The 17,833-nt window shown below is 56.5% G+C and carries 15 protein-coding genes and 2 pseudogenes; 6 read left to right on the top strand and 11 right to left on the bottom strand.

What is annotated here, in order from left to right:
* The first annotated feature begins 227 nt into the window (after positions 1-227).
* Positions 228-1,352, top strand: coding sequence for an OmpA family protein (locus tag AC0V60_RS06605; protein ID WP_486177705.1), 1,125 nt, complete (start codon positions 228-230; stop codon positions 1,350-1,352).
* A gap of 100 nt (positions 1,353-1,452) precedes the next feature.
* On the opposite strand, the gene AC0V60_RS06610 is transcribed toward AC0V60_RS06605, so the two are convergent.
* The 3 genes and pseudogenes from AC0V60_RS06610 to dnaE all read right to left on the bottom strand — a co-directional run bounded on the left by AC0V60_RS06610 (position 1,453) and on the right by dnaE (position 5,822).
* A complete protein-coding gene (locus tag AC0V60_RS06610) occupies positions 1,453-1,935 on the bottom strand; it encodes a DUF4019 domain-containing protein (RefSeq protein WP_486179456.1) in 483 nt (160 codons plus the stop codon).
* Positions 1,936-2,184: 249 nt separating this feature from the next.
* Positions 2,185-2,307, bottom strand: a pseudogene (locus tag AC0V60_RS06615) (LuxR C-terminal-related transcriptional regulator); the annotation flags it as partial.
* Positions 2,307-5,822: a DNA polymerase III subunit alpha gene (gene dnaE, locus AC0V60_RS06620; protein ID WP_486177706.1), complete on the bottom strand. Its 3,516-nt coding sequence runs from the start codon at positions 5,820-5,822 to the stop codon at positions 2,307-2,309. The pseudogene AC0V60_RS06615 and the gene dnaE, both read right to left, overlap by 1 nt.
* Before the next feature lie 102 nt (positions 5,823-5,924).
* On the opposite strand from dnaE, the gene AC0V60_RS06625 reads away from it, so the two are divergent.
* On the top strand, positions 5,925-6,215 hold the full coding sequence (locus AC0V60_RS06625; protein ID WP_486177707.1) for a DUF6958 family protein: 291 nt from the start codon (positions 5,925-5,927) through the stop codon (positions 6,213-6,215).
* Positions 6,216-6,348: 133 nt separating this feature from the next.
* Here the strand turns inward: AC0V60_RS06625 and AC0V60_RS06630 are convergent, their stop codons facing one another.
* From AC0V60_RS06630 to AC0V60_RS06640, 3 genes are read right to left on the bottom strand one after another with little or no spacing between them, the layout of a single operon-like run.
* Complete coding sequence (locus AC0V60_RS06630; RefSeq protein WP_486177708.1) at positions 6,349-6,828, bottom strand: glutathione peroxidase; 480 nt, start codon at positions 6,826-6,828, stop codon at positions 6,349-6,351.
* Between the two features lie 48 nt (positions 6,829-6,876).
* Positions 6,877-7,551, bottom strand: a complete 675-nt coding sequence (locus AC0V60_RS06635; RefSeq protein WP_486177709.1) for an ABC transporter ATP-binding protein — start codon at positions 7,549-7,551, stop codon at positions 6,877-6,879.
* Positions 7,544-8,785 (bottom strand): lipoprotein-releasing ABC transporter permease subunit, encoded by a 1,242-nt coding sequence (locus AC0V60_RS06640; protein WP_486179457.1) that lies wholly within the window; start codon positions 8,783-8,785, stop codon positions 7,544-7,546. Before AC0V60_RS06640 ends, AC0V60_RS06635 begins: the two co-directional genes overlap by 8 nt.
* A 251-nt stretch (positions 8,786-9,036) precedes the next feature.
* Here AC0V60_RS06640 and purF point away from each other — a divergent pair, with 251 nt between their 5' ends.
* From purF to AC0V60_RS06655, 3 genes are all read left to right on the top strand, one after another.
* Complete coding sequence (purF, locus tag AC0V60_RS06645) at positions 9,037-10,554, top strand: amidophosphoribosyltransferase (protein WP_486177710.1); 1,518 nt, start codon at positions 9,037-9,039, stop codon at positions 10,552-10,554.
* Between the two features lie 30 nt (positions 10,555-10,584).
* Positions 10,585-11,298 (top strand): SDR family NAD(P)-dependent oxidoreductase, encoded by a 714-nt coding sequence (locus AC0V60_RS06650; RefSeq protein ID WP_486177711.1) that lies wholly within the window; start codon positions 10,585-10,587, stop codon positions 11,296-11,298.
* A gap of 124 nt (positions 11,299-11,422) precedes the next feature.
* A complete protein-coding gene (locus AC0V60_RS06655) occupies positions 11,423-11,770 on the top strand; it encodes a PilZ domain-containing protein (protein WP_486177712.1) in 348 nt (115 codons plus the stop codon).
* Positions 11,771-11,786: 16 nt separating this feature from the next.
* Here AC0V60_RS06655 and AC0V60_RS06660 read toward each other — a convergent pair whose 3' ends face one another.
* The 5 genes and pseudogenes from AC0V60_RS06660 to AC0V60_RS06680 all read right to left on the bottom strand — a co-directional run bounded on the left by AC0V60_RS06660 (position 11,787) and on the right by AC0V60_RS06680 (position 16,824).
* Positions 11,787-12,089 carry a serine hydrolase gene (locus AC0V60_RS06660; protein WP_486177713.1) on the bottom strand — a complete coding sequence of 101 codons (303 nt, stop codon included), beginning with the start codon at positions 12,087-12,089 and terminating at the stop codon, positions 11,787-11,789.
* A gap of 140 nt (positions 12,090-12,229) precedes the next feature.
* Positions 12,230-12,991 (bottom strand): annotated as a pseudogene (locus tag AC0V60_RS06665) (serine hydrolase domain-containing protein); the annotation flags it as partial.
* The gene (locus AC0V60_RS06670; RefSeq protein WP_486177714.1) at positions 12,988-14,199 is read right to left on the bottom strand and encodes a serine hydrolase domain-containing protein; all 1,212 of its coding nucleotides are present in this window, start codon (positions 14,197-14,199) and stop codon (positions 12,988-12,990) included. The pseudogene AC0V60_RS06665 and the gene AC0V60_RS06670, both read right to left, overlap by 4 nt.
* A 138-nt stretch (positions 14,200-14,337) precedes the next feature.
* The gene (locus tag AC0V60_RS06675) at positions 14,338-15,732 is read right to left on the bottom strand and encodes a cryptochrome/photolyase family protein (protein ID WP_486177715.1); all 1,395 of its coding nucleotides are present in this window, start codon (positions 15,730-15,732) and stop codon (positions 14,338-14,340) included.
* Positions 15,733-15,789: 57 nt separating this feature from the next.
* Complete coding sequence (locus tag AC0V60_RS06680) at positions 15,790-16,824, bottom strand: metal-dependent hydrolase (RefSeq protein WP_486177716.1); 1,035 nt, start codon at positions 16,822-16,824, stop codon at positions 15,790-15,792.
* Between the two features lie 64 nt (positions 16,825-16,888).
* Between AC0V60_RS06680 and AC0V60_RS06685 the strand changes: the two genes are divergently transcribed.
* Complete coding sequence (locus tag AC0V60_RS06685; RefSeq protein WP_486177717.1) at positions 16,889-17,833, top strand: alpha/beta hydrolase; 945 nt, start codon at positions 16,889-16,891, stop codon at positions 17,831-17,833.

A 17,833-nucleotide genomic window follows, 5' to 3' on the forward strand; every position in this document is an offset into this window, starting at 1 on the left:
CCTTTGACGCAGGCGCTGGACAAACGTCAGGGATAAGACCACTCTTCAACTTTAATATCGATTCTGGAGCCAATGGCGCTGATCCCGACACAGAAAGCGTGACAAGAAAGTGACCTGTTTTCAGCAAAATGTAAAAATTTCGGAACCCGGCGGCCCCACGAATGTAATTGTCTTGCCAAACCCAACGATAAGAAATATCGAAACATGGCATTAATACGAGGATTGCGATGAACAAACATCTATTTTTACTGGCTGGAGCGGCCGCGATTGTGGCAGTCCCCGCCCAAGCGCGCGAAGGCCAGCCATATGTTGGTATTGAGGGCGGTTACGTCCTTGGGACCGATATCGACCTTGATCTTGAAGCCCCAACCATCGAAGAGCGGACAGCCCGTGTAGACCGCGAGGGCGGCTATGAAATCGGCGGCGTTGCTGGTTATGACTTTGGCGCCTTCCGCCTTGAAGCTGATTTGAGCTATCGCAAAAATGATGCGGATGCTCTCGAAGCGATCACTCCTGGGTTCATCGATAACGCGGGTGTTCCCGTCGGTGTGAGCGAGACAGACATCGGCGCAGCTGACGTTTTCGCTGCAATGATCAATGGTATAGTTGAGTTCGGCAATGACGACGGCTTCACCGTCTTCGGCGGCGGCGGTATTGGTCTTGCACATGTCGAAATTCAGGCAGGTAATGACACAATTGGCGTTCCGATCAGCGACGGCGACACAGGCCTTGCCTATCAGGCTCTAGCCGGTGCGCGATTTGCCTTGAACGACAATGTCGATCTCGGCGTGAAATATCGCTACTTTGTGCGCGACGATGTAGACCTTACCGCTCGCGGGGCGACTGATCTTGAAGCAAGCTATGAATCGCACTCGATTCTGGCGAGTATCTTGTTCAACTTCGGTGCACCAACGCCTCCACCACCACCACCGCCAGCTCCGGTTGCACCGCCGCCGCCACCACCGGCGCCGCCTCCCCCACCGCCCCCAGCGCCTCCGCCCTGTAATACTGGGCCTTACATCGTGTTCTTCGATTTTGACCAGTCGGTCATCACATCGGATGCAGCAACGATTCTGGACAACGCTGTGACGGCCTACTCAAACTGCGGTACAGCATCCGTGATGCTCGCAGGTCACACCGACCGTTCAGGCAGCAATTCATACAACCAAGCGCTTGCTGAGCGTCGTAATGCGAGTGTGAACCAATACCTGGCTGGTCGCGGCATTCCAGCGGGCCGTATTTCCTCACAAGCCTTTGGTGAGACGCAGAACCGCGTTCCAACCGAAGACGGTGTGCGCGAACTGCAAAACCGCCGCGTAGAAGTTACTTATGGTCCGGGTTCGGGCATGTAAGACGCGGCTTTACAGCTGATAAATGAAAAGGGGCCGGAGTGATCCGGCCCCTTTTTTGTTGGGTTTGAACATGACCACTCGCTCGCGATCAATCTTTTTGCTAGCGAATGAAATATCCCGCAATGTCGAAATCGCTTCCATTGCGCACCAAGATCACCGTTTCGGTAGAAATCATGCCACTCTTGGCAAACTTGGTGTTGTATTGAAGAATCTCATAATCCCCATCTGGAGCGCCAGGCAGAGTTTGTACTTTTTGTACGTTCGTGAGACGCCGTTCCTCGGCATTGCCTAGCGGCGAGCGTACCGGTTGAATGACGCTGGTCCATTCATCAACGCTGGTCTGCGCCTGAAAGAATGGACCTGCAGCATCCCAGCTGCCTTTCCAATCACTGGCATCCACTGCACCAATAAAGCGCAGCGCCCGCGCCTCTGCAGCCGGACTTGCCTGACTTTCTTGAGACACTGATGCTGTTGTTGGCGCTGAAGGTGAGTTTGCGCCTTCACTCGGCGTGGCACTCTCTTCGCTTGATGTAGAGACTGCTGCAAAGATAGCGGCTGCAATAATAAGAGACATAATGAGCATTCCTCCTGCTAGCCACAGGGCCCGAGAAGGACTCTTTTGGCTTCGTTGATTGATGGCTCCATTATCCGCAGCTGGTCCTCCCGCTGCTATCCCGATTTGTGTGGGTGTCACACTTTTGGGTGTGTTTTGGGGTGTATTTGTGGGTGCGTTTGTGGGTTTGGGCCCCGTGACGCCCTCGGCATCCCGCAAAATCCTTGCGGCCTCTCGGCTGCTCGACACTTCCAATTTGCGGCGCGCATTGCGCAGGCGGTCATTGACCGTGTGGACCGAAATATCGAGAAGCGCAGCGGATGACTTTGCGTCGTGCCCCTCCACCAGAAGGCGCAAGGCCTCCTTCTCTTTTTCGGTTAGGTCACTGACCGCGTTCGTCACTACGCCACCAATTTAAGGTTTGCGCGGCCCCGCGCTGGGGTGATCGTGACATTGGAGAGCCCCTCAAGCTCGGCGAGACGTTCTGCGAGTTCGCCATTAAGCAGATAATTCATACCAAGGCGCACATGGGCCTCTTCTTCATCACCAAGGATCAACCGCAAGAGCACTTCCCCTTGCGCGCCTTGCGCAGTGCCGAGTGCCAGCTTCAGCTCAGCGATTGCATCCACGCTTGTAACATCCGCTTTGAGGATCATCGGGATTGAGCCCGAGACGGCCGCCAGCGGTTTTGCGCCGCGCACGGTCAAGCGCGGCGGTTCACCGGGATTGGGGCTGTCGAGTTCAACGGTGAGAAGGACGCATTCGCCCGAGGCAGCCCATTCGGGAAACTTATCGACGAGCGATTCTTCAAAGCATGCGCTGGAGAATTGGCCTGAACTGTCGGAGAAATCTGCGCGGATGAACTCAGCCCCCCGCTTGGTGCAACCTTTGTTGGCACTTTCGACCATCGCAGCAATGACAGCGGTTGACCGGCCGCCCGCGGGCGCGCCGCCTTCCATCAGGCTTTGATAAGTCCTTGCACCGTGAGCGGAGGCGGCTTCGCGATATTGCTGCACCGGGTGCGCAGAGAAATAGAAGCCGAAGTTTTCGCGTTCCCTCGCCATTTGCTCGATGCGCGGCCAGCTTTCTGCTGCCTGCAGGCGCAGGTCCTCTTGCGGGGCGTTTTCACCGCCAAACAATCCGCCCTGCCCGCTTGACCGCTCGCGCGCAGCCGCGTCTGCTGTGGCAAGCAGAAGGTCGGCATTGGCAAACAGCTCGCCGCGATTGGGGTGGAGCCCGTCCAAGGCGCCTGCACAAATGAGCCCCTCCAACTGGCGCCGGTTCATGGAGCCTTGAGGAATGCGCTCGAAAAAGTCCTTGAGGCTTTCAAACTTTCCATTCGCCTCCCGCTCGGCAACGATGGCGTCCATCGCTTTTTCGCCCACGTTGCGAATACCTGCTAGCGCATAACGCACTGCATATCCGTGATCGGTTTGCTCGGTCGTGTATTTCGCCTGTGAGTAGTTTACATCGGGCGCGAGGACTTCGACGCCGTTCACCTTGGAATCTGGGCCCCCTTCACGCTCCACCGGATACCGCCGCGCATCATCGACGAAAATGCTGAGCTTGTCGGATTGGTGCATGTCGAAGCACATGGAGGCCGCGAAAAATTCCTCAGGGTAATGCGCTTTGAGCCATGCGGTCTGGAAGGCGAGAAGCGCATAGGCAGCCGCGTGCGACTTGTTGAAACCGTAACCTGCAAATTTGTCGATCAAATCGAACAGCTCGTTGGCTTGTTTTGCCTCAATATCAGAGACTTTCTTACAGCCTTCGACAAAGGTGCCGCGCTGTATGTCCATCTCTGCCTGGACCTTTTTACCCATGGCCCGGCGAAGCAAATCTGCGTCCCCAAGTGAGTAGCCAGCCAGTATCTGGGCTGCCTGCATCACCTGTTCTTGGTAGACAAAAATGCCGTAGGTTTCTTTAAGGATGCCTTCGAGTTTTTCGTGCGGATATTCAATCGGCACCTCGCCCGCTTTGCGTTGTCCGAAGAGCGGGATGTTGTCCATCGGGCCCGGGCGGTAGAGCGAAACAAGGGCGATAATATCGCCAAAATTCGATGGCTTCACCGCCTTAAGCGTGCGCCGCATGCCTTCCGATTCCAACTGGAACACGCCCACCGTGTTACCCGACTGCATAAGGTCATAGACGCCGGTGTCATCAAGCGGGAGCGCTCCAAGGTCGATATCAATCCCGCGTTCGGCAAGCAGGTCCACCGCTTTGCGCAGGACCGAGAGTGTCTTGAGCCCCAAAAAGTCGAACTTGACCAGCCCAGAGCTTTCAACATTCTTCATGTCGTACTGCGTCACCGGCATGTCCGAGCGCGGATCGCGGTAGAGCGGGACAAGCTGAGCGAGGGGGCGGTCCCCGATCACAACACCCGCCGCGTGGGTTGAGCTGTTCCTGGGCAAACCCTCGAGCTGCAAGGCCAGATCAACGAGGCGCTTCACTTCGTTGTCGTTGTTATACTCCTGTTTGAAATCCGCTGCTCCATTGAGCGCACGCGGCAGTGTCCAAGGGTCGGTCGGATGGTTCGGCACCATCTTGCACAGCCGGTCGACCTGGCCATAGCTCATCTGCAAAATCCGGCCGCAATCGCGAAGCACCGCGCGGGCTTTCATTTTACCAAAGGTGATGATCTGTGCGACGTGATCGGCTCCGTATTTCTCTTGGACATAACGGATGACTTCGCCGCGCCGTGTCTCGCAGAAGTCGATGTCGAAGTCGGGCATCGACACACGTTCCGGGTTCAGGAACCGCTCGAACAGCAAACCCAATTGAATGGGGTCCAAGTCGGTGATCGTCAGCGCCCAGGCCACAATCGACCCCGCACCAGAACCGCGCCCCGGTCCCACAGGTATCCCTTGGTCTTTTGCCCATTGGATAAAGTCGGCAACGATCAAGAAGTAGCCCGGGAACCCCATATTGACGATGATGCCAATTTCGTAATCGAGCCGGTCAAAATAGACCTTGCGGTCTTCATCTGACAGGTCCTCGTATGACGACAGCCGGTCCTCGAGCCCCGCCTTGGACAGGTCAGCCAGCATCTTGGCCTCGCCCTCAAGGTCGCCAGCAAGGCTCGGCAAGATCGGATCGCGGTAAGGCGGCGCATAGGCACAACGCTGAGCTATGACGAGGGTGTTCGAAATTGCCTCTGGCAGGTCGATAAACAGGTCGCGCATCATATGCGCGGTCTTGACGTAAGCCTCCGCATTGGTGCGGGGGCGGTCCTCGTTTTCGATATAGGTCGAGTTCGCAATGCACAGCATGGCGTCATGCGCCTTGTGCATATGGGGCTCTGCAAAGTTCGAAGGATTGGTGGCAACCAGTGGGAGGCCGCGCGCATAAGCCATGTCAATCAGCGGCTCTTCCGCGCGTTCACACACGGGATCGCCGTGGCGGGCAAGTTCGATGTAGAGCCGATTTGGGAACAAGTGCTCAAGCTTTTCGACCAACTCGCGCGCCGCGTCATTCTGCCCCTCGGCCAGAAGGCGGGTTAGAGCCCCCTCGCCTGCACCTGTCAAAGCAATCAGCCCGTCCGAATGCCCCTCCAACTCAGACATCTGAACATGGGGCTCAAGCTCCAAAGGCCGGTCGAGGTGCGCAGCGGAAACCAGATGACACAGATTGTTATACCCCGCCTCATCTTTGGCAAGCAGCGGAAGGTAATCGACGAGGCGTCCATCAGATCCTTCCCGTGCAACGCCCAAAAGCGTACCAATAATCGGCTGAACGCCCTCACTCTTGCAAGCACCTGCAAACATGACCGCTCCATAAAGGCCATTGCGGTCGCAAATGGAGATCGCGGGATACTCGCGTTCCTTTGCAAGCTTGGCGATGGCCTTGGGATCAATCGCCCCTTCAAGCATCGAGTATGATGAGAGCACGCGTAAAGGGACAAATGGAGCGTAGAGCATGACATTGAAGGTACGCCTCACCGCGCACCATTCAAGCTTGCGCGCGTGCCCACTTGGGGAAAAGCTGGGGGCAAGCTAATGTGAGGAGGATGGAGGAGACACATGGCCGAGATGACCGAGGTTGAGAACGTCAACACGCCGGGCAAGACCGTGCGGGTAAATGCAGCGAAATATGCCAATATGCTTACAGCGTTTGAAAACGCATTGCCGCACTGTTCGCCGGGTCTCAATCAGACCGAAATCCGTGATGCGGTGAAGCTTCACTTGTCTGATGCCCTCTTTCCCCAAGGCAAAGCATGCGGGTGGTGGGCGAAAACTGTGCAACTCGACCTTGAAGCCAAAGGCAAGCTTGTTCGCGAAGCCACGAAGCCGCTGAGATGGCATTGGAGGTGATAGTATTGGAAAAGCAAGAAGAAGGCGGTCCACCCCCAACCCCTCCCGCAAGCGGGAGGGGAGCGAGGCTTAGCTAGGCGTCAACGAAGTCGGGCGCGGGCTTAGTCGCAGCGGGGTGGGCCGTTAAACCGCGCTAAAGCAATTTCTCAATATCCTTAGCAATCGCTGCGGGAGCATCCTGCGGGCCATAACGCTTCACCACGGTGCCGTCGCGGTCGATCAGGAATTTGGTGAAGTTCCATTTGATCGAGGTCGAACCCATCAGACCCTTTTTCTCCGACTTCATCCAGTCGAACAATGGCGATGCATCTGCGCCGTTCACGTCGACCTTTGCCATAAGCGGGAAAGTCACACCGAAATTGACTTTGCAAAATTCAGCAATCTCATCGGCATTGCCCGGTTCTTGAGCGCCGAACTGATTGCATGGGAAACCGAGGACTTCGAAATCCTGGTCTTTGAAATCCTGATAGAGCTTTTCGAGCCCATCATATTGCGGGGTAAACCCGCATTTGGACGCGGTGTTTACGACCAGCAAAACTTTACCCTGTTTGGTCGCAAGGTCGAGCGTCTCGCCGCGATTGGTGGTGACTTGGAAATCGGCAAGAGTGGTCATGTGTCGGTCCTCAAAAACGGTGCGCTCTAAGGATGGTGCCTTAGAGCGTCAGGTCAAGACCCCGTCATGCAATCGCACTATGCGGTCCATGCGCGAGGCTAAGCGTTCATTGTGGGTGGCAACTAATGCCGCACTGCCCTCGCCTCGCACGAGCTCGAGAAATTGCCCGAGCACAGTGTCAGACGTCGCTTCATCAAGGTTTCCCGTGGGCTCATCAGCGAGCACCAATGTAGGCTGGTTTGCAAGAGCCCGGGCAACGGCCACGCGTTGCTGCTCACCGCCAGAAAGCTGGCTGGGCCGGTGGGTTAATCGGTGCCCCAGACCCAGGCTGGTGAGAAGGCTCTCCGCGCGCGTTTTGGCCTCTTCTTCCGGGATTCCTGCCACCATTTGCGGCATCACCACATTCTCAGCCGCGTTGAAATCGGGGAGCAGATGGTGAAATTGATAGACAAAGCCCAAATGCTCACGCCGCACGCGGGTGCGCCCGTCAGACGCCATATTCTCGGCGCGCTCACCTGCAATCTGGATAGAACCGTCAAAGCCTCCCTCAAGCAGACCCACCGCCTGAAGCATGGTCGATTTACCTGAACCCGAAGGCCCCAAAAGTGCGACGATTTCACCCGGCATTATGTCGAGATCAACCCCGCGCAGCACGTCGATGCGTGTGCCGCCTTGTTCAAAGCTTCGGCATAGCCCGCGCAAAGATACAATCGGCTCACTCATAACGCAGCACCTGCACCGGATCAGTGTTAGAGGCTTTGAGCGCCGGGTAAAGCGTCGCGAGGAAGCTGAGCCCGATACCAAGTGCCACAATTCCGGCGATCTCCCAAGGCTCCACCCGCACAGGAAGCGAGGTCAAAAACCGCACTTGAGGATCCCAAATCTCTACCCCGGTGACAGCGGCGATGCCGTTCACGATTGGATTGCGGAAATACAGTAGCACAAAGCCGAGGATCAGCCCCGCTATCGTGCCCAGGGAGCCAATCGTGGTGCCGGTGGTGACGAAAATCTTAAGCAGCGAGCGCCGCGATGCGCCCATTGTGCGCATAATCGCAATATCGCGCGTCTTCGCTCGCACCAGCATTACGAGGCTGGACAGAATATTAAAAGAGGCGACGAGCACCATAAAGCTGAGCACAAAGAACATCGCCACACGCTCCACCTCAAGCGCTTCAAAGAGCGTTGAATTGATCGTCTTCCAATCGGCGATTTGGGCGCGTCCAACCAATTGCTCTTCAATACCGCCAAGGATATCGTTCACATCGTCAGGGTCGGTGACGGTGACTTCAATTAGACCGATTTTGTCCCCCAAAAGCAGCAGTGTTTGTGCATCAGGGATCGGCATAACAACGAATGTTTCATCAAAGTCATAAAGACCCATCTCGAAAATTGCGCCAACTTCATAGCCGACCGTGCGCGGGCTAGTCCCAAAGGGTGTGGCGCGTCCTTGCGGGTTAATGATGGTGATCGTGTCGCCAACCCTGATACCGAGATTGGTCGCCAATTGGACGCCAATAGCCACTCGGCCAGCGCCGGTTTGAATATTGGCTATATCGCCCATCACAACTTTTGGGCCAAGCGACGCAATATCGTCGGCCGTGTTGCCCCGCACAAACACCACGGCGTTGCGTCCATTGTACCCGCCTATCAATGGCTGTTCGATCAGCGGAGAAGCACTGACAACACCATCTGTTGCACGAACCCGGTCCAGGACGTTTTCCCATCCATCCAGCTCACCGCCATAGGCTTGAATAACTGCGTGGCCGTTGAGCTCAGAAAACTTGTCCAGCATTTCTGAGCGAAAGCCGCCCATGACGCTCATCACAAGGACGAGCATGGCGACAGACAGCATCACAACGCCCACTGAAATACCAGCGACGAGCGCAATAAACGCCTCGCCTTTGCCCGGCCATAAATAGCGCTTGGCGATCATTCTTTCAAAGGGTGTGAGCATGATTGGATGCGCTTGTGATCAGTCCTTGGTGAACGCAGGCTGTAAGCGCCCCGCAAAACCTGCACAATGCGCAATGCCGCGCTTTCTGTGTGTAATCCATTGGCCTCACTTTTGTACCCTTGGCTGCACTATGCGTAGAATCTCGGGGAGCAGGTCAACAATCCCACGCATTGGGCTTGTAATTGATCGGTAACACAGCCATTGACCTCGCCATCAACGGGGATCTTACGACAGCGCAGCGGGCGAGGAACGTAATGGCACTTACCGGATCGGGTCAGTTTGACGGTAATATCACCCACCCATTCATGGACGAAGACGGCGATAAGCTGCGCGAAGAATGTGGTGTCTTTGGTGCGATCAATGCAGAGCAAGCATCAGCTGCAACGGCGTTAGGCTTGCATGCTCTTCAACACCGCGGGCAGGAAGCTGCTGGCATTACCAGTTTCGATGGCAATGACTTCATCTCGCGGCGGGGCCTTGGTCATGTGGCGGAGCACTTCTCTTCTCAAGAAGCGATTGATGAACTCCCGGGTTCGATGGCAGCAGGTCATGTGCGTTATTCCACCACCGGAGGCGCAGGGCTTCGCAATGTGCAGCCGCTCTATGCGGAGCTTGCAAGCGGCGGCTTTGCGATTGCGCACAATGGCAATATTTCCAATGCTTTGGCCTTGCGTAAGGATCTGGTTGGCAAGGGCTCGATCTTCCAATCGACCTCTGACACAGAGGTGATCATCCACCTTGTGGCAACTTCGCGCTATCCCACTGTCGCTGATCGGCTCATTGACGCACTGCGCCTTGTTGAGGGTGCTTATGCGCTGATCGTTATGACGCCTGAGGGCATGATCGCCTGCCGCGATCCTCTTGGAATTCGTCCGCTTGTCATGGGCAAAATGAACAAGAGCGACGGGACCGATACGATCCTTTTCGCCAGCGAAAGCGTCGCCTTTGACGTTGTCGGCGCAGAATTTGTCCGCGAGATTGAACCGGGCGAGATGCTTCAGGTGGGCTTTGACGGCACGATTGATACGATGCGCCCGTTCGGCAATCCGCCTCCTCGCCCCTGCATTTTCGAACACGTCTATTTCAGCCGTCCGGACAGCACGTTTGCAGGCCAGAGCGTCTATGAAGCGCGCAAAGCCATCGGGCGCGAGCTTGCTATCGAGGCTCCTTGCGATGTGGACCTCATCATACCTGTTCCCGACAGCGGCGTGCCAGCAGCCATCGGCTATGCACAAGAATCGGGCGTGCCATTTGAGCTTGGTATCATCCGCTCCCACTATGTGGGCCGTACCTTCATCCAGCCCGGCGATGGTGCCCGCGATTCGTCAGTGAAGCGCAAGCACAATGCCAATCGCGGCCTTGTAGAGGGCAAACGCATTGTCCTCATTGACGATTCTATCGTGCGCGGCACCACCAGCCTCAAGATCGTGCAAATGATGCGCGATGCAGGCGCCAGCGAAGTGCATTTCCGCGTCGCCAGCCCGCCAACGGCGCATTCCTGCTTTTACGGTGTAGACACACCTGAACGCTCCAAATTGCTCGCCGCGCGCATGGATCTGGAGCCGATGCGCGAATATATTCAAGCCGATAGCCTGGCTTTTGTCTCGATTGATGGCCTTTACCGGGCTGTTGGCTCGAAGGGCCGCGATAAGTCATGCCCGCAGTTTTGCGATGCATGTTTTACCGGTGAATATCCAACCTCGCTCACAGATATTGTGCGCGCCAAGGAAGGCAGCGATGAGCTCCCTTTTGCTGATCCAAAAGCGGCCTAGGGCCAACATCCCCCCTGAGAAAGCCACTCCATGACCGACACCAAACCGCTTGCAGGCCAAACAGCGCTCGTAACTGGCGCAAGCCGAGGCATTGGCGCTGCGACCGCTATCGCATTGGCCGATGCAGGCGCGCATGTGATCATCACCGCGCGTAAGGTAAAAGAGCTCGAAGCGGTAGAGGACAAAATTCATGAGGGCGGCGGCACCTCCACTATTGCGCCTGTCGATATGATGGAGCCGGACGCGATCAGCCGCCTGGCCGGAGCCATTGCGGGGCGCTGGGATACACTTGATCTGATGGTAATATCAGCGGCTTATTTGCCAGAGCTCACACCATTGAGCCAGATTGATCCAAAGCAGTTTAACACAGCGATCCTCACGAATGTTGTCGCCACACAGGCGCTTCTTGCAGGGTTCGATCCGCTTCTGAGACGCGCAAAAGCGGGCAAAATTATCGGCCTCACCAGCAGCGTCGGGGCGTCCCCTCGCGCATTCTGGGGCGCTTATGGTTCGACCAAAGCCGCCTTCGACAATCTGCTCGAAACCTACGGCGCGGAAGTTGAAAAGCTGAGCGAGCTGCGGGTTGCTATCGTTGATCCGGGCGCGACGCGCACGGCAATGCGCGCCCGCGCATACCCCGGTGAAAATCCCGATACACTCAAAGGGCCAGAGGTCGTTGCAGACCGCCTGGTCGCGCTTGCAACCGATGGCTTTGAGACCGGACACCGCGAACGTATAGACTAAACCCCCAGTACGCTCATTAGCGGTACATTAACCCTTCCCCGCAACACTCTCGAAAGGGAATTTGTGGCAATCAGCGTGTGATCAAAAGAGCCTCCCGCCGATTTGAAGAAGGTTTGCCAAGGCTATGCCATCTGCGAATAACAGTTATCACGCTGCTTCACAGGAAGACCGCTGTTCGCCGCGCACGCGCTTGACTATCCCTGCGACTTTGCGGGCCTCAGGCGGCCGCGCGTTCCAGACCAACGTGCAGGACCTTTCAATCTCTGGCTTTTCCGCCAATTCGATCAACCGGATGCATGACGGCCAGATGTGCTGGCTCACCCTGCCCGGCCTCGAATCGCTCCAAGGTCAGGTCGTTTGGTGGGAAAACTGCATCGTAGGCGTCGCATTTGAAGAGTTGCTTAGCCCGATCGTGCACGACAACATCCTGCAACGCTACAGCAACACCGGCGTCTCGCGCACAATCATTTGACTGGTGCCGGACTGACTCAGTCCAATGCAGAAATCCTGTCCGCCACATCGCGCCATGCGGCTCGGTGGGCGTTGCTGGTTGCTGTCGACCAATTGCCAACCACTGTCAGCACCAACTCCTCCTGAGGAACGATAGTGATCGACTGGCCGAAGATCCCTTGCGCGCCGAAGCCGTTTGGATAGGTCCACCATTGATAGCCATAGCCAAAGCCTCGCGCACTTGGATTGGTGTCGCCAAAATCGACGTGGGCTTTACCTGCTTCAGCAAACCAGCCCTCGGGAACGCTATCGCCGCCCCCTTCAAGCACGAATACCCCCATGCGGGTGTAGTCGCCAAGTGAGAGCGAAAGGCAGCATCCTCCAATGCTCCCCCTCGCGTATCAGCCATCCAAAACAGACCATTCGCAAGCCCTGCAGGTTCGACGATTTTTTCCTGAGCGTATTCAGCCAAAGACAGCCCAACCGCGTTCTCAATCACAAGACCGATGAGGTTGGTCTCACCGGTCTTGTAGAGCCACTTTTCACCCGGAGCCGTCTCCCGCCCAAGCTCACGTAGCTGCGCAACCGTAGCTTCGGAGCCGTATTTGAGCATGTACTCATTCATGCGGGCAACGTCTGATTTGGGATCAGTGTAATCCTCATTCCAGGCAACACCGCTGGTCATTGTTGCGATCTGGCGGACGGTAACGCCGTCATAAGCTGAGCCGACAAGCCCGGGCACATAGACAGTCACAGGATCGTCAAGACTGGCGATAAAGCCATCATGAACCGCTGCTCCAAGCAGGGTTGAGGTGAAGCTCTTTGCGACCGAGAAACTGGTCCAGCGCTGATCTGGACCGAAGCCAAGACCGTATTCTTCGAAGCGTACCGCCCCTTTTTGATGAACCATGACCCCGGCGGCATTGGTCTCGGCCATCACTTTGCGAATATGGGCTGCCAGCTCACCGGGCAGGTCCTCACCTTTGGTCAACGCGCCCGGGTTGCTCGATGCGGGCACTTCTTTGCCTGCAAACCAGTTCTCCATCTCGCGAAAGCGTGCGGAGCGCTCCGCCTCGTTCCAGAACAGGACCTGCAATTCCTCTGGCGAGCGTGCGGGCGGAACAACATCCTCCACCGCTGCAAGCGCCAGTGGAGCGCTTTCGAAACCATCGGCTACGCCGTAGCTACACGCGCTCAACGAAAGCGCTGCAGCGCTGGTCATGAGAAGTGCGATACGGTTCATGATGTGATCTCGCTTTCGTCTGAAGTCTCAAGCGCATCAATCGCACTTTGAACAGTTCGGTAGAATTCCTGTCTTTGCGCGTCTTGCTGCGCTGGTACGGCGCTAGGCCAGTTGGCGTTGGAGGCGATGACAAGATCACGCGCTGGGTCGATGAAGATGCCCTGTCCAAAGATCCCTTGCGCGGCATATGAACCATCATCATAGGTCCACCATTGATAGCCATAGCCCTCACCGGGTGTGCCGATATCAGCTTGCTTGACTGTCGCGGCGTCAATCCAGCCCTCTGGCAAAATAGCCTCGCCGCCGACCTTACCGCCGCCCAGCATGAATAGGCCAAAGCGCGCCATATCGCGAGTGGCCGCCTGAATGCAGCACCCGCTGATCTCATTATCCGAATTGTTGAGCAGCCATGTCGCATCTTGCTGCATACCAAACGGCGCCCAGATCTTCTCGGAAAGATAATCTGCCAAAGGTCTCCCCACCGCCTCGCTTACCAGAATGCCGATCAGATTTGTCTCGCCCGTTTTATAGACCCATTTCTCACCCGCTGGCGCTTCACGGGGTAGTGAGCGCATGTAGCTCACCGTGGTATCCACTCCTGCTTCGGGCTGGTGGTTGTTGAATTTGGCAACATCAGAACCCGGATCGCCATAGTCCTCGTTCCAAGCAACTCCGCTGGTCATGGTGAGGAGCTGCGCAACCGATACATCGTCATAGGCTGAGCCTTTGAGGTCGGCGATATATTTAGTGACGGGATCGTCGACCGATGTGATTGCGCCGTCCGCAATCGCTGCTCCGACTAGGGTTGATGTGAGGCTTTTGGCGACGGAGAAACTTGTCCATTTGCCGCCGGCTGAAAAATCGAGACCATAGTCTTCGAAGACCACCCTGCCTTTATGGACGATCACCAGCGCAGAGCTGCGTTGATCGGCCATATAAACGGCCACATCGGTGGGAATAGCAAGCGGCTCACCTTCCGGCAGTTCTAGCGTCTCACCGCCCGCAGCAATGGCGCGAGCGCCTGCGAGCATAGGAAATCCGTCGAGCACGCGGAAGCCTGCATCGCGTTCTTCAACCGACCAAAACAGGACATTCGGACTTGTCTGACCCATGGCAAGGAATGCGCGCGCATCTTTGCCGAGCGCAAGCCATGCCCCGCCAATGCAGAGCGCCACCACCGCCAGAATACCGAAAATTGCTTTCTTCATGCAGGTGATCCCACTCCCGCCGATTGCGATATGCGTTTTTTGACGCTTGAGCGAGCTTCTCCCATGCAAATTCGCAGGTGGCAAGCGTACTCGCCCCCACCTACCGATAACTGCCCCTGCCAAAATTGGCCCTTGCCGTTATTCTGCTTTCATAACTTTGTACGCGGTTAGCGCACGCTCGCGCGCAGCCTTGTGGGCAATTATCTTGGGCGGGTAGGCTTTGGGCAGACGGCCGAATTCCTCCGGATCGTGAATATAAGGTTCATCCAATCCGGCAAGCTCAGGCACAAATTTGCGAATATAGTCAGCCGCATCAAATTTCTCTGATTGGCTAAGCGGGGCCATGATCCGCACGAACATATTGGAATCGACGCCAGTGCCAGCGGTCCACTGCCAATTGGTGGCGTTCGAGGCGTAATCAGCGTCGAGCAATGTATCCCAGAACCATTGTTCGCCGTGACGCCAATCAATCAGCAAGTGCTTAATAAGAAAGCTCGCGGTGATCATCCGCACCCGGTTGTGCATCCACCCGGTCTGCCAAAGCTCGCGCATGCCAGCATCGACAATGGGGTAGCCGGTGCGGCCCTGTTGCCATTTCTTGAGGTCTTTTGCGGCCTCTCCATCCGTTTCCGGATCGCGCCATTTGATTTGGTCGAAATCCTCTCGGTAATTGCTGCGGGCATAGAGCGGAAATTGCGCAATGGTGTTCTGCGCATAATCGCGCCAGATCAGTTCGCTCTCGTATGTGCCCCAGCCTTTGGAGCGTTTGCGCTTGAAGTGATGCCATATCTGTACCGGCGTAATCTCGCCAAAGTGCAAATGCGGGGAGAGCTTTGAGACCTTATCGACGCTTGGGAAGTTCCGCTTGTCGTCATAGTCGTCGACGTGGTCCGACCACCATTCAAGGCGCTCATGCGCCGCTTTTTCGCCGACGTCCCATGCCTCGCGGATACCGCCAGACCAATCGGGTTTTGTCGGCAGCAGATCCCAATCGCGAAGATCATCGCTTCTGGGCCAAGTATCAAGTGAGGAGAGTGTTTCTGGCTCAGGCAATTCGCCGCGCGGCGGAAACTGCGTGCGGACGGCCCTGCTGAATGGGGTGTAGATTTTGTACTGGCCGCCAGTGCCCGTTTTGATTGACCCCATGACCGTCAAGAAATTCGCATCATCATAGCGCTGAAGGTCGATTTTCTCACCCAGCTGCTTTTCCGCATTACGCCACCATGGTTCAAAGTGGCGATTGGCGTGGATGGTCTTAGCACCGGTTTCTTCGGCGATTTTAAGCAGTTCTTCCACGCAGTAGCCCTTGCGAAGGATAATTTTCGCATGACGTTTGGCAAAACTTGCTTGCAAGCTTTCAAGCGAGTGATGCAGCCACCAGCGCGACGCGCCGCCATAGGCATGGGTCTTGGGAGCTGCGTCATCGAGCACATAGACGGCAACAACAGGACCCATTTTCGAGGCCTCGTAAAGGGCGGGATTGTCAGCCAGACGCAGATCGCGCCTAAGCCATACTATTTGTGTTTCATTCATGGCAATCTAACGCCGTCACGCTCAACTAGTTTCAATGCCACATCATTTTCTAGACCGTCATCCCGGACGTGATCCGGGATAACCCTTACCGCTTGGCGCACGGCCGATCGAGGTATCCTGAAACAAGTTCAGGATGACGAGATCGGGTAAGGGCGCACATTTCACATCGGGCAGTGCCAGAGAGAAACGGTCGCGCGCTCGTGGATCGTAAAAACGGGCGTCTCGCAATATGATTGAACCATCCTTCGCAAGCTCGGCAAAGGGTGCTCTTGACCAAAACAGGAAAGCATCAAGCTGACTGTTAACGTGCCGCTCTTCGCTCAAATCTGGAAGAACACATTGCACAGCCTCGGAATGACGGTAGCCATGGCCAGCGTCCTCTCCCTGCCATGCGTCCGACACCCAGCGCCCGTCCTCAAGCTTTGCGATCCGCTCGCGCGCAAGCGAGGCGATTGGCTTTGGCGAGGCAATGTATTCCACCGGGTAAGGCTCTGCCATTATCCCCTTGTTCAGATAATTGAGCGATGTGATCGTCCAATTCATCGCGATATAGGCAAGCATAATCGCAATCGCGCTGCGGGCAATCGAACGCTGGTTCCCGCCCGATTTTTCCCGCCGGTATCCCCACCACACAGAAACGATCAGCAAAGCCCAAAGCCACACGTCGATGATGAAAAGTGTGTCGCCATAGGCCCAAGTGGGCGCAAACGGCTCCCAAAAACGCACACCGTAAACATTGAGCCAATCGAACAGTGGGTGGCTTAGAGCGCCGATAAAACTGAGTGTGTAAAGCCAGCCAAAGTGCACCTTGACCCGGTCGACTGGCCTGGTGCCTTTCCTGGTTTGCCAGCGGTCATAATACCAAAGAATACCCGCCAGTATCAGCGGCAAAATCACCAGAGCAGGCGGTCCGTGCGTGATCCCGCGCCGAAACCCCAAATGCTCTGTGCCCTCCAGCCAGAAAAAGCACGCGGCATCCACATCAGGCAAATTTGCCCCGATAATCAGCGCCGGCATACCAAGGCCCGTTTTGCGTTTGAGGCCCGCTTGGCCCATCACTGCGCCGACAAGGCTGTGTGTCAGGTTATCCATTTGCACACGCCTAACCTTCGTGCATAGCAGCGTCAAAGAAGACTAGCGCGAGAGAGCTTGAACCATGACCGACACTCCCTTTATCCGGCCCGATATGAAGACCTTTTTGGACGGGCTTGCAGCCGCAGGCGGCCCTCCAATTACGGAGATGACCCTTGAAGAAGCGCGCGCTGCATATGGCGCTCTGCACGGCATGGCAGATCGCCCCGCACGCGAACTTGCTGTTATCAAGGATCTGGCCTGCCCTGGACCTGCCGGAGACATTCCACTTCGGCTATACGATGCGCGCGAAACCCGTGAGGCGGGGCCAGTGATCACCTTTTTCCACGGTGGTGGCTTCGTGATCGGTGACCTTGATACCCACCACAATCTCTGCACCGAAATCGCATACCTTATGGACCTGCCTTTGGTCGCGGTCGATTACCGCCTGGCCCCCGAACATCCGTTCCCCGCCGCGATTGATGACTGCGAGGCGGCGGCGCGCTGGGTGGCTTCTTCCCCGTCTGAATTGGGCCGCGAGGCGACCGGGATCATCACCATTGGCGATAGCGCAGGCGGCAATGCGACCATTGCAGTGAGCCAACTGCTCACAGCAAATCCCGCCGATGTTCCAGTGGTCCTTCAAGCGCCCATCTTTCCGCTGGCAAGCGATGCCAAGGGGTCGGCCAGCATTGAGGAATTCGCCGATGGATATGTCCTCACCAAAGCGGCAATTGAATTCTTCGATATGGCCTACAAGGCAGGCAAATCAGACCCGCGCGGTTTCCCTATCTTAGGCGACCACAGCACTGCGCCGCCGACCGTCCTGACAACCGCAAGCCTTGATCCGATACGCGATTCCGGGCGCGATTATGGCAAAGCGCTGGTGGATGCAGGCCGCGACGTGGTGTTCCTCGAAATGAAGGGGCTCTGCCACGCGCACACCAATATCCGCGCCGCTGTGCCAAGCGCGCAGGCCGATCTTGAAAGAATGGTCGGCGCAATGAAATTCATGTTGGCAACCGCATAG

The organism is Erythrobacter sp. S259 (assembly GCF_057364965.1).

What these genes read in the sequence shown, in the direction of transcription:
- AC0V60_RS06605 (WP_486177705.1), top strand. Translation starts at nt 228, where the DNA reads ATGAACAAACATCTATTTTTACTGGCTGGAGCGGCCGCGATTGTGGCA.
- AC0V60_RS06610 (WP_486179456.1), bottom strand. Translation starts at nt 1,935, where the DNA reads ATGCTCATTATGTCTCTTATTATTGCAGCCGCTATCTTTGCAGCAGTC.
- dnaE (WP_486177706.1), bottom strand. Translation starts at nt 5,822, where the DNA reads ATGCTCTACGCTCCATTTGTCCCTTTACGCGTGCTCTCATCATACTCG.
- AC0V60_RS06625 (WP_486177707.1), top strand. Translation starts at nt 5,925, where the DNA reads ATGGCCGAGATGACCGAGGTTGAGAACGTCAACACGCCGGGCAAGACC.
- AC0V60_RS06630 (WP_486177708.1), bottom strand. Translation starts at nt 6,828, where the DNA reads ATGACCACTCTTGCCGATTTCCAAGTCACCACCAATCGCGGCGAGACG.
- AC0V60_RS06635 (WP_486177709.1), bottom strand. Translation starts at nt 7,551, where the DNA reads ATGAGTGAGCCGATTGTATCTTTGCGCGGGCTATGCCGAAGCTTTGAA.
- purF (WP_486177710.1), top strand. Translation starts at nt 9,037, where the DNA reads ATGGCACTTACCGGATCGGGTCAGTTTGACGGTAATATCACCCACCCA.
- AC0V60_RS06650 (WP_486177711.1), top strand. Translation starts at nt 10,585, where the DNA reads ATGACCGACACCAAACCGCTTGCAGGCCAAACAGCGCTCGTAACTGGC.
- AC0V60_RS06655 (WP_486177712.1), top strand. Translation starts at nt 11,423, where the DNA reads ATGCCATCTGCGAATAACAGTTATCACGCTGCTTCACAGGAAGACCGC.
- AC0V60_RS06660 (WP_486177713.1), bottom strand. Translation starts at nt 12,089, where the DNA reads ATGGGGGTATTCGTGCTTGAAGGGGGCGGCGATAGCGTTCCCGAGGGC.
- AC0V60_RS06670 (WP_486177714.1), bottom strand. Translation starts at nt 14,199, where the DNA reads ATGAAGAAAGCAATTTTCGGTATTCTGGCGGTGGTGGCGCTCTGCATT.
- AC0V60_RS06675 (WP_486177715.1), bottom strand. Translation starts at nt 15,732, where the DNA reads ATGAATGAAACACAAATAGTATGGCTTAGGCGCGATCTGCGTCTGGCT.
- AC0V60_RS06680 (WP_486177716.1), bottom strand. Translation starts at nt 16,824, where the DNA reads ATGGATAACCTGACACACAGCCTTGTCGGCGCAGTGATGGGCCAAGCG.
- AC0V60_RS06685 (WP_486177717.1), top strand. Translation starts at nt 16,889, where the DNA reads ATGACCGACACTCCCTTTATCCGGCCCGATATGAAGACCTTTTTGGAC.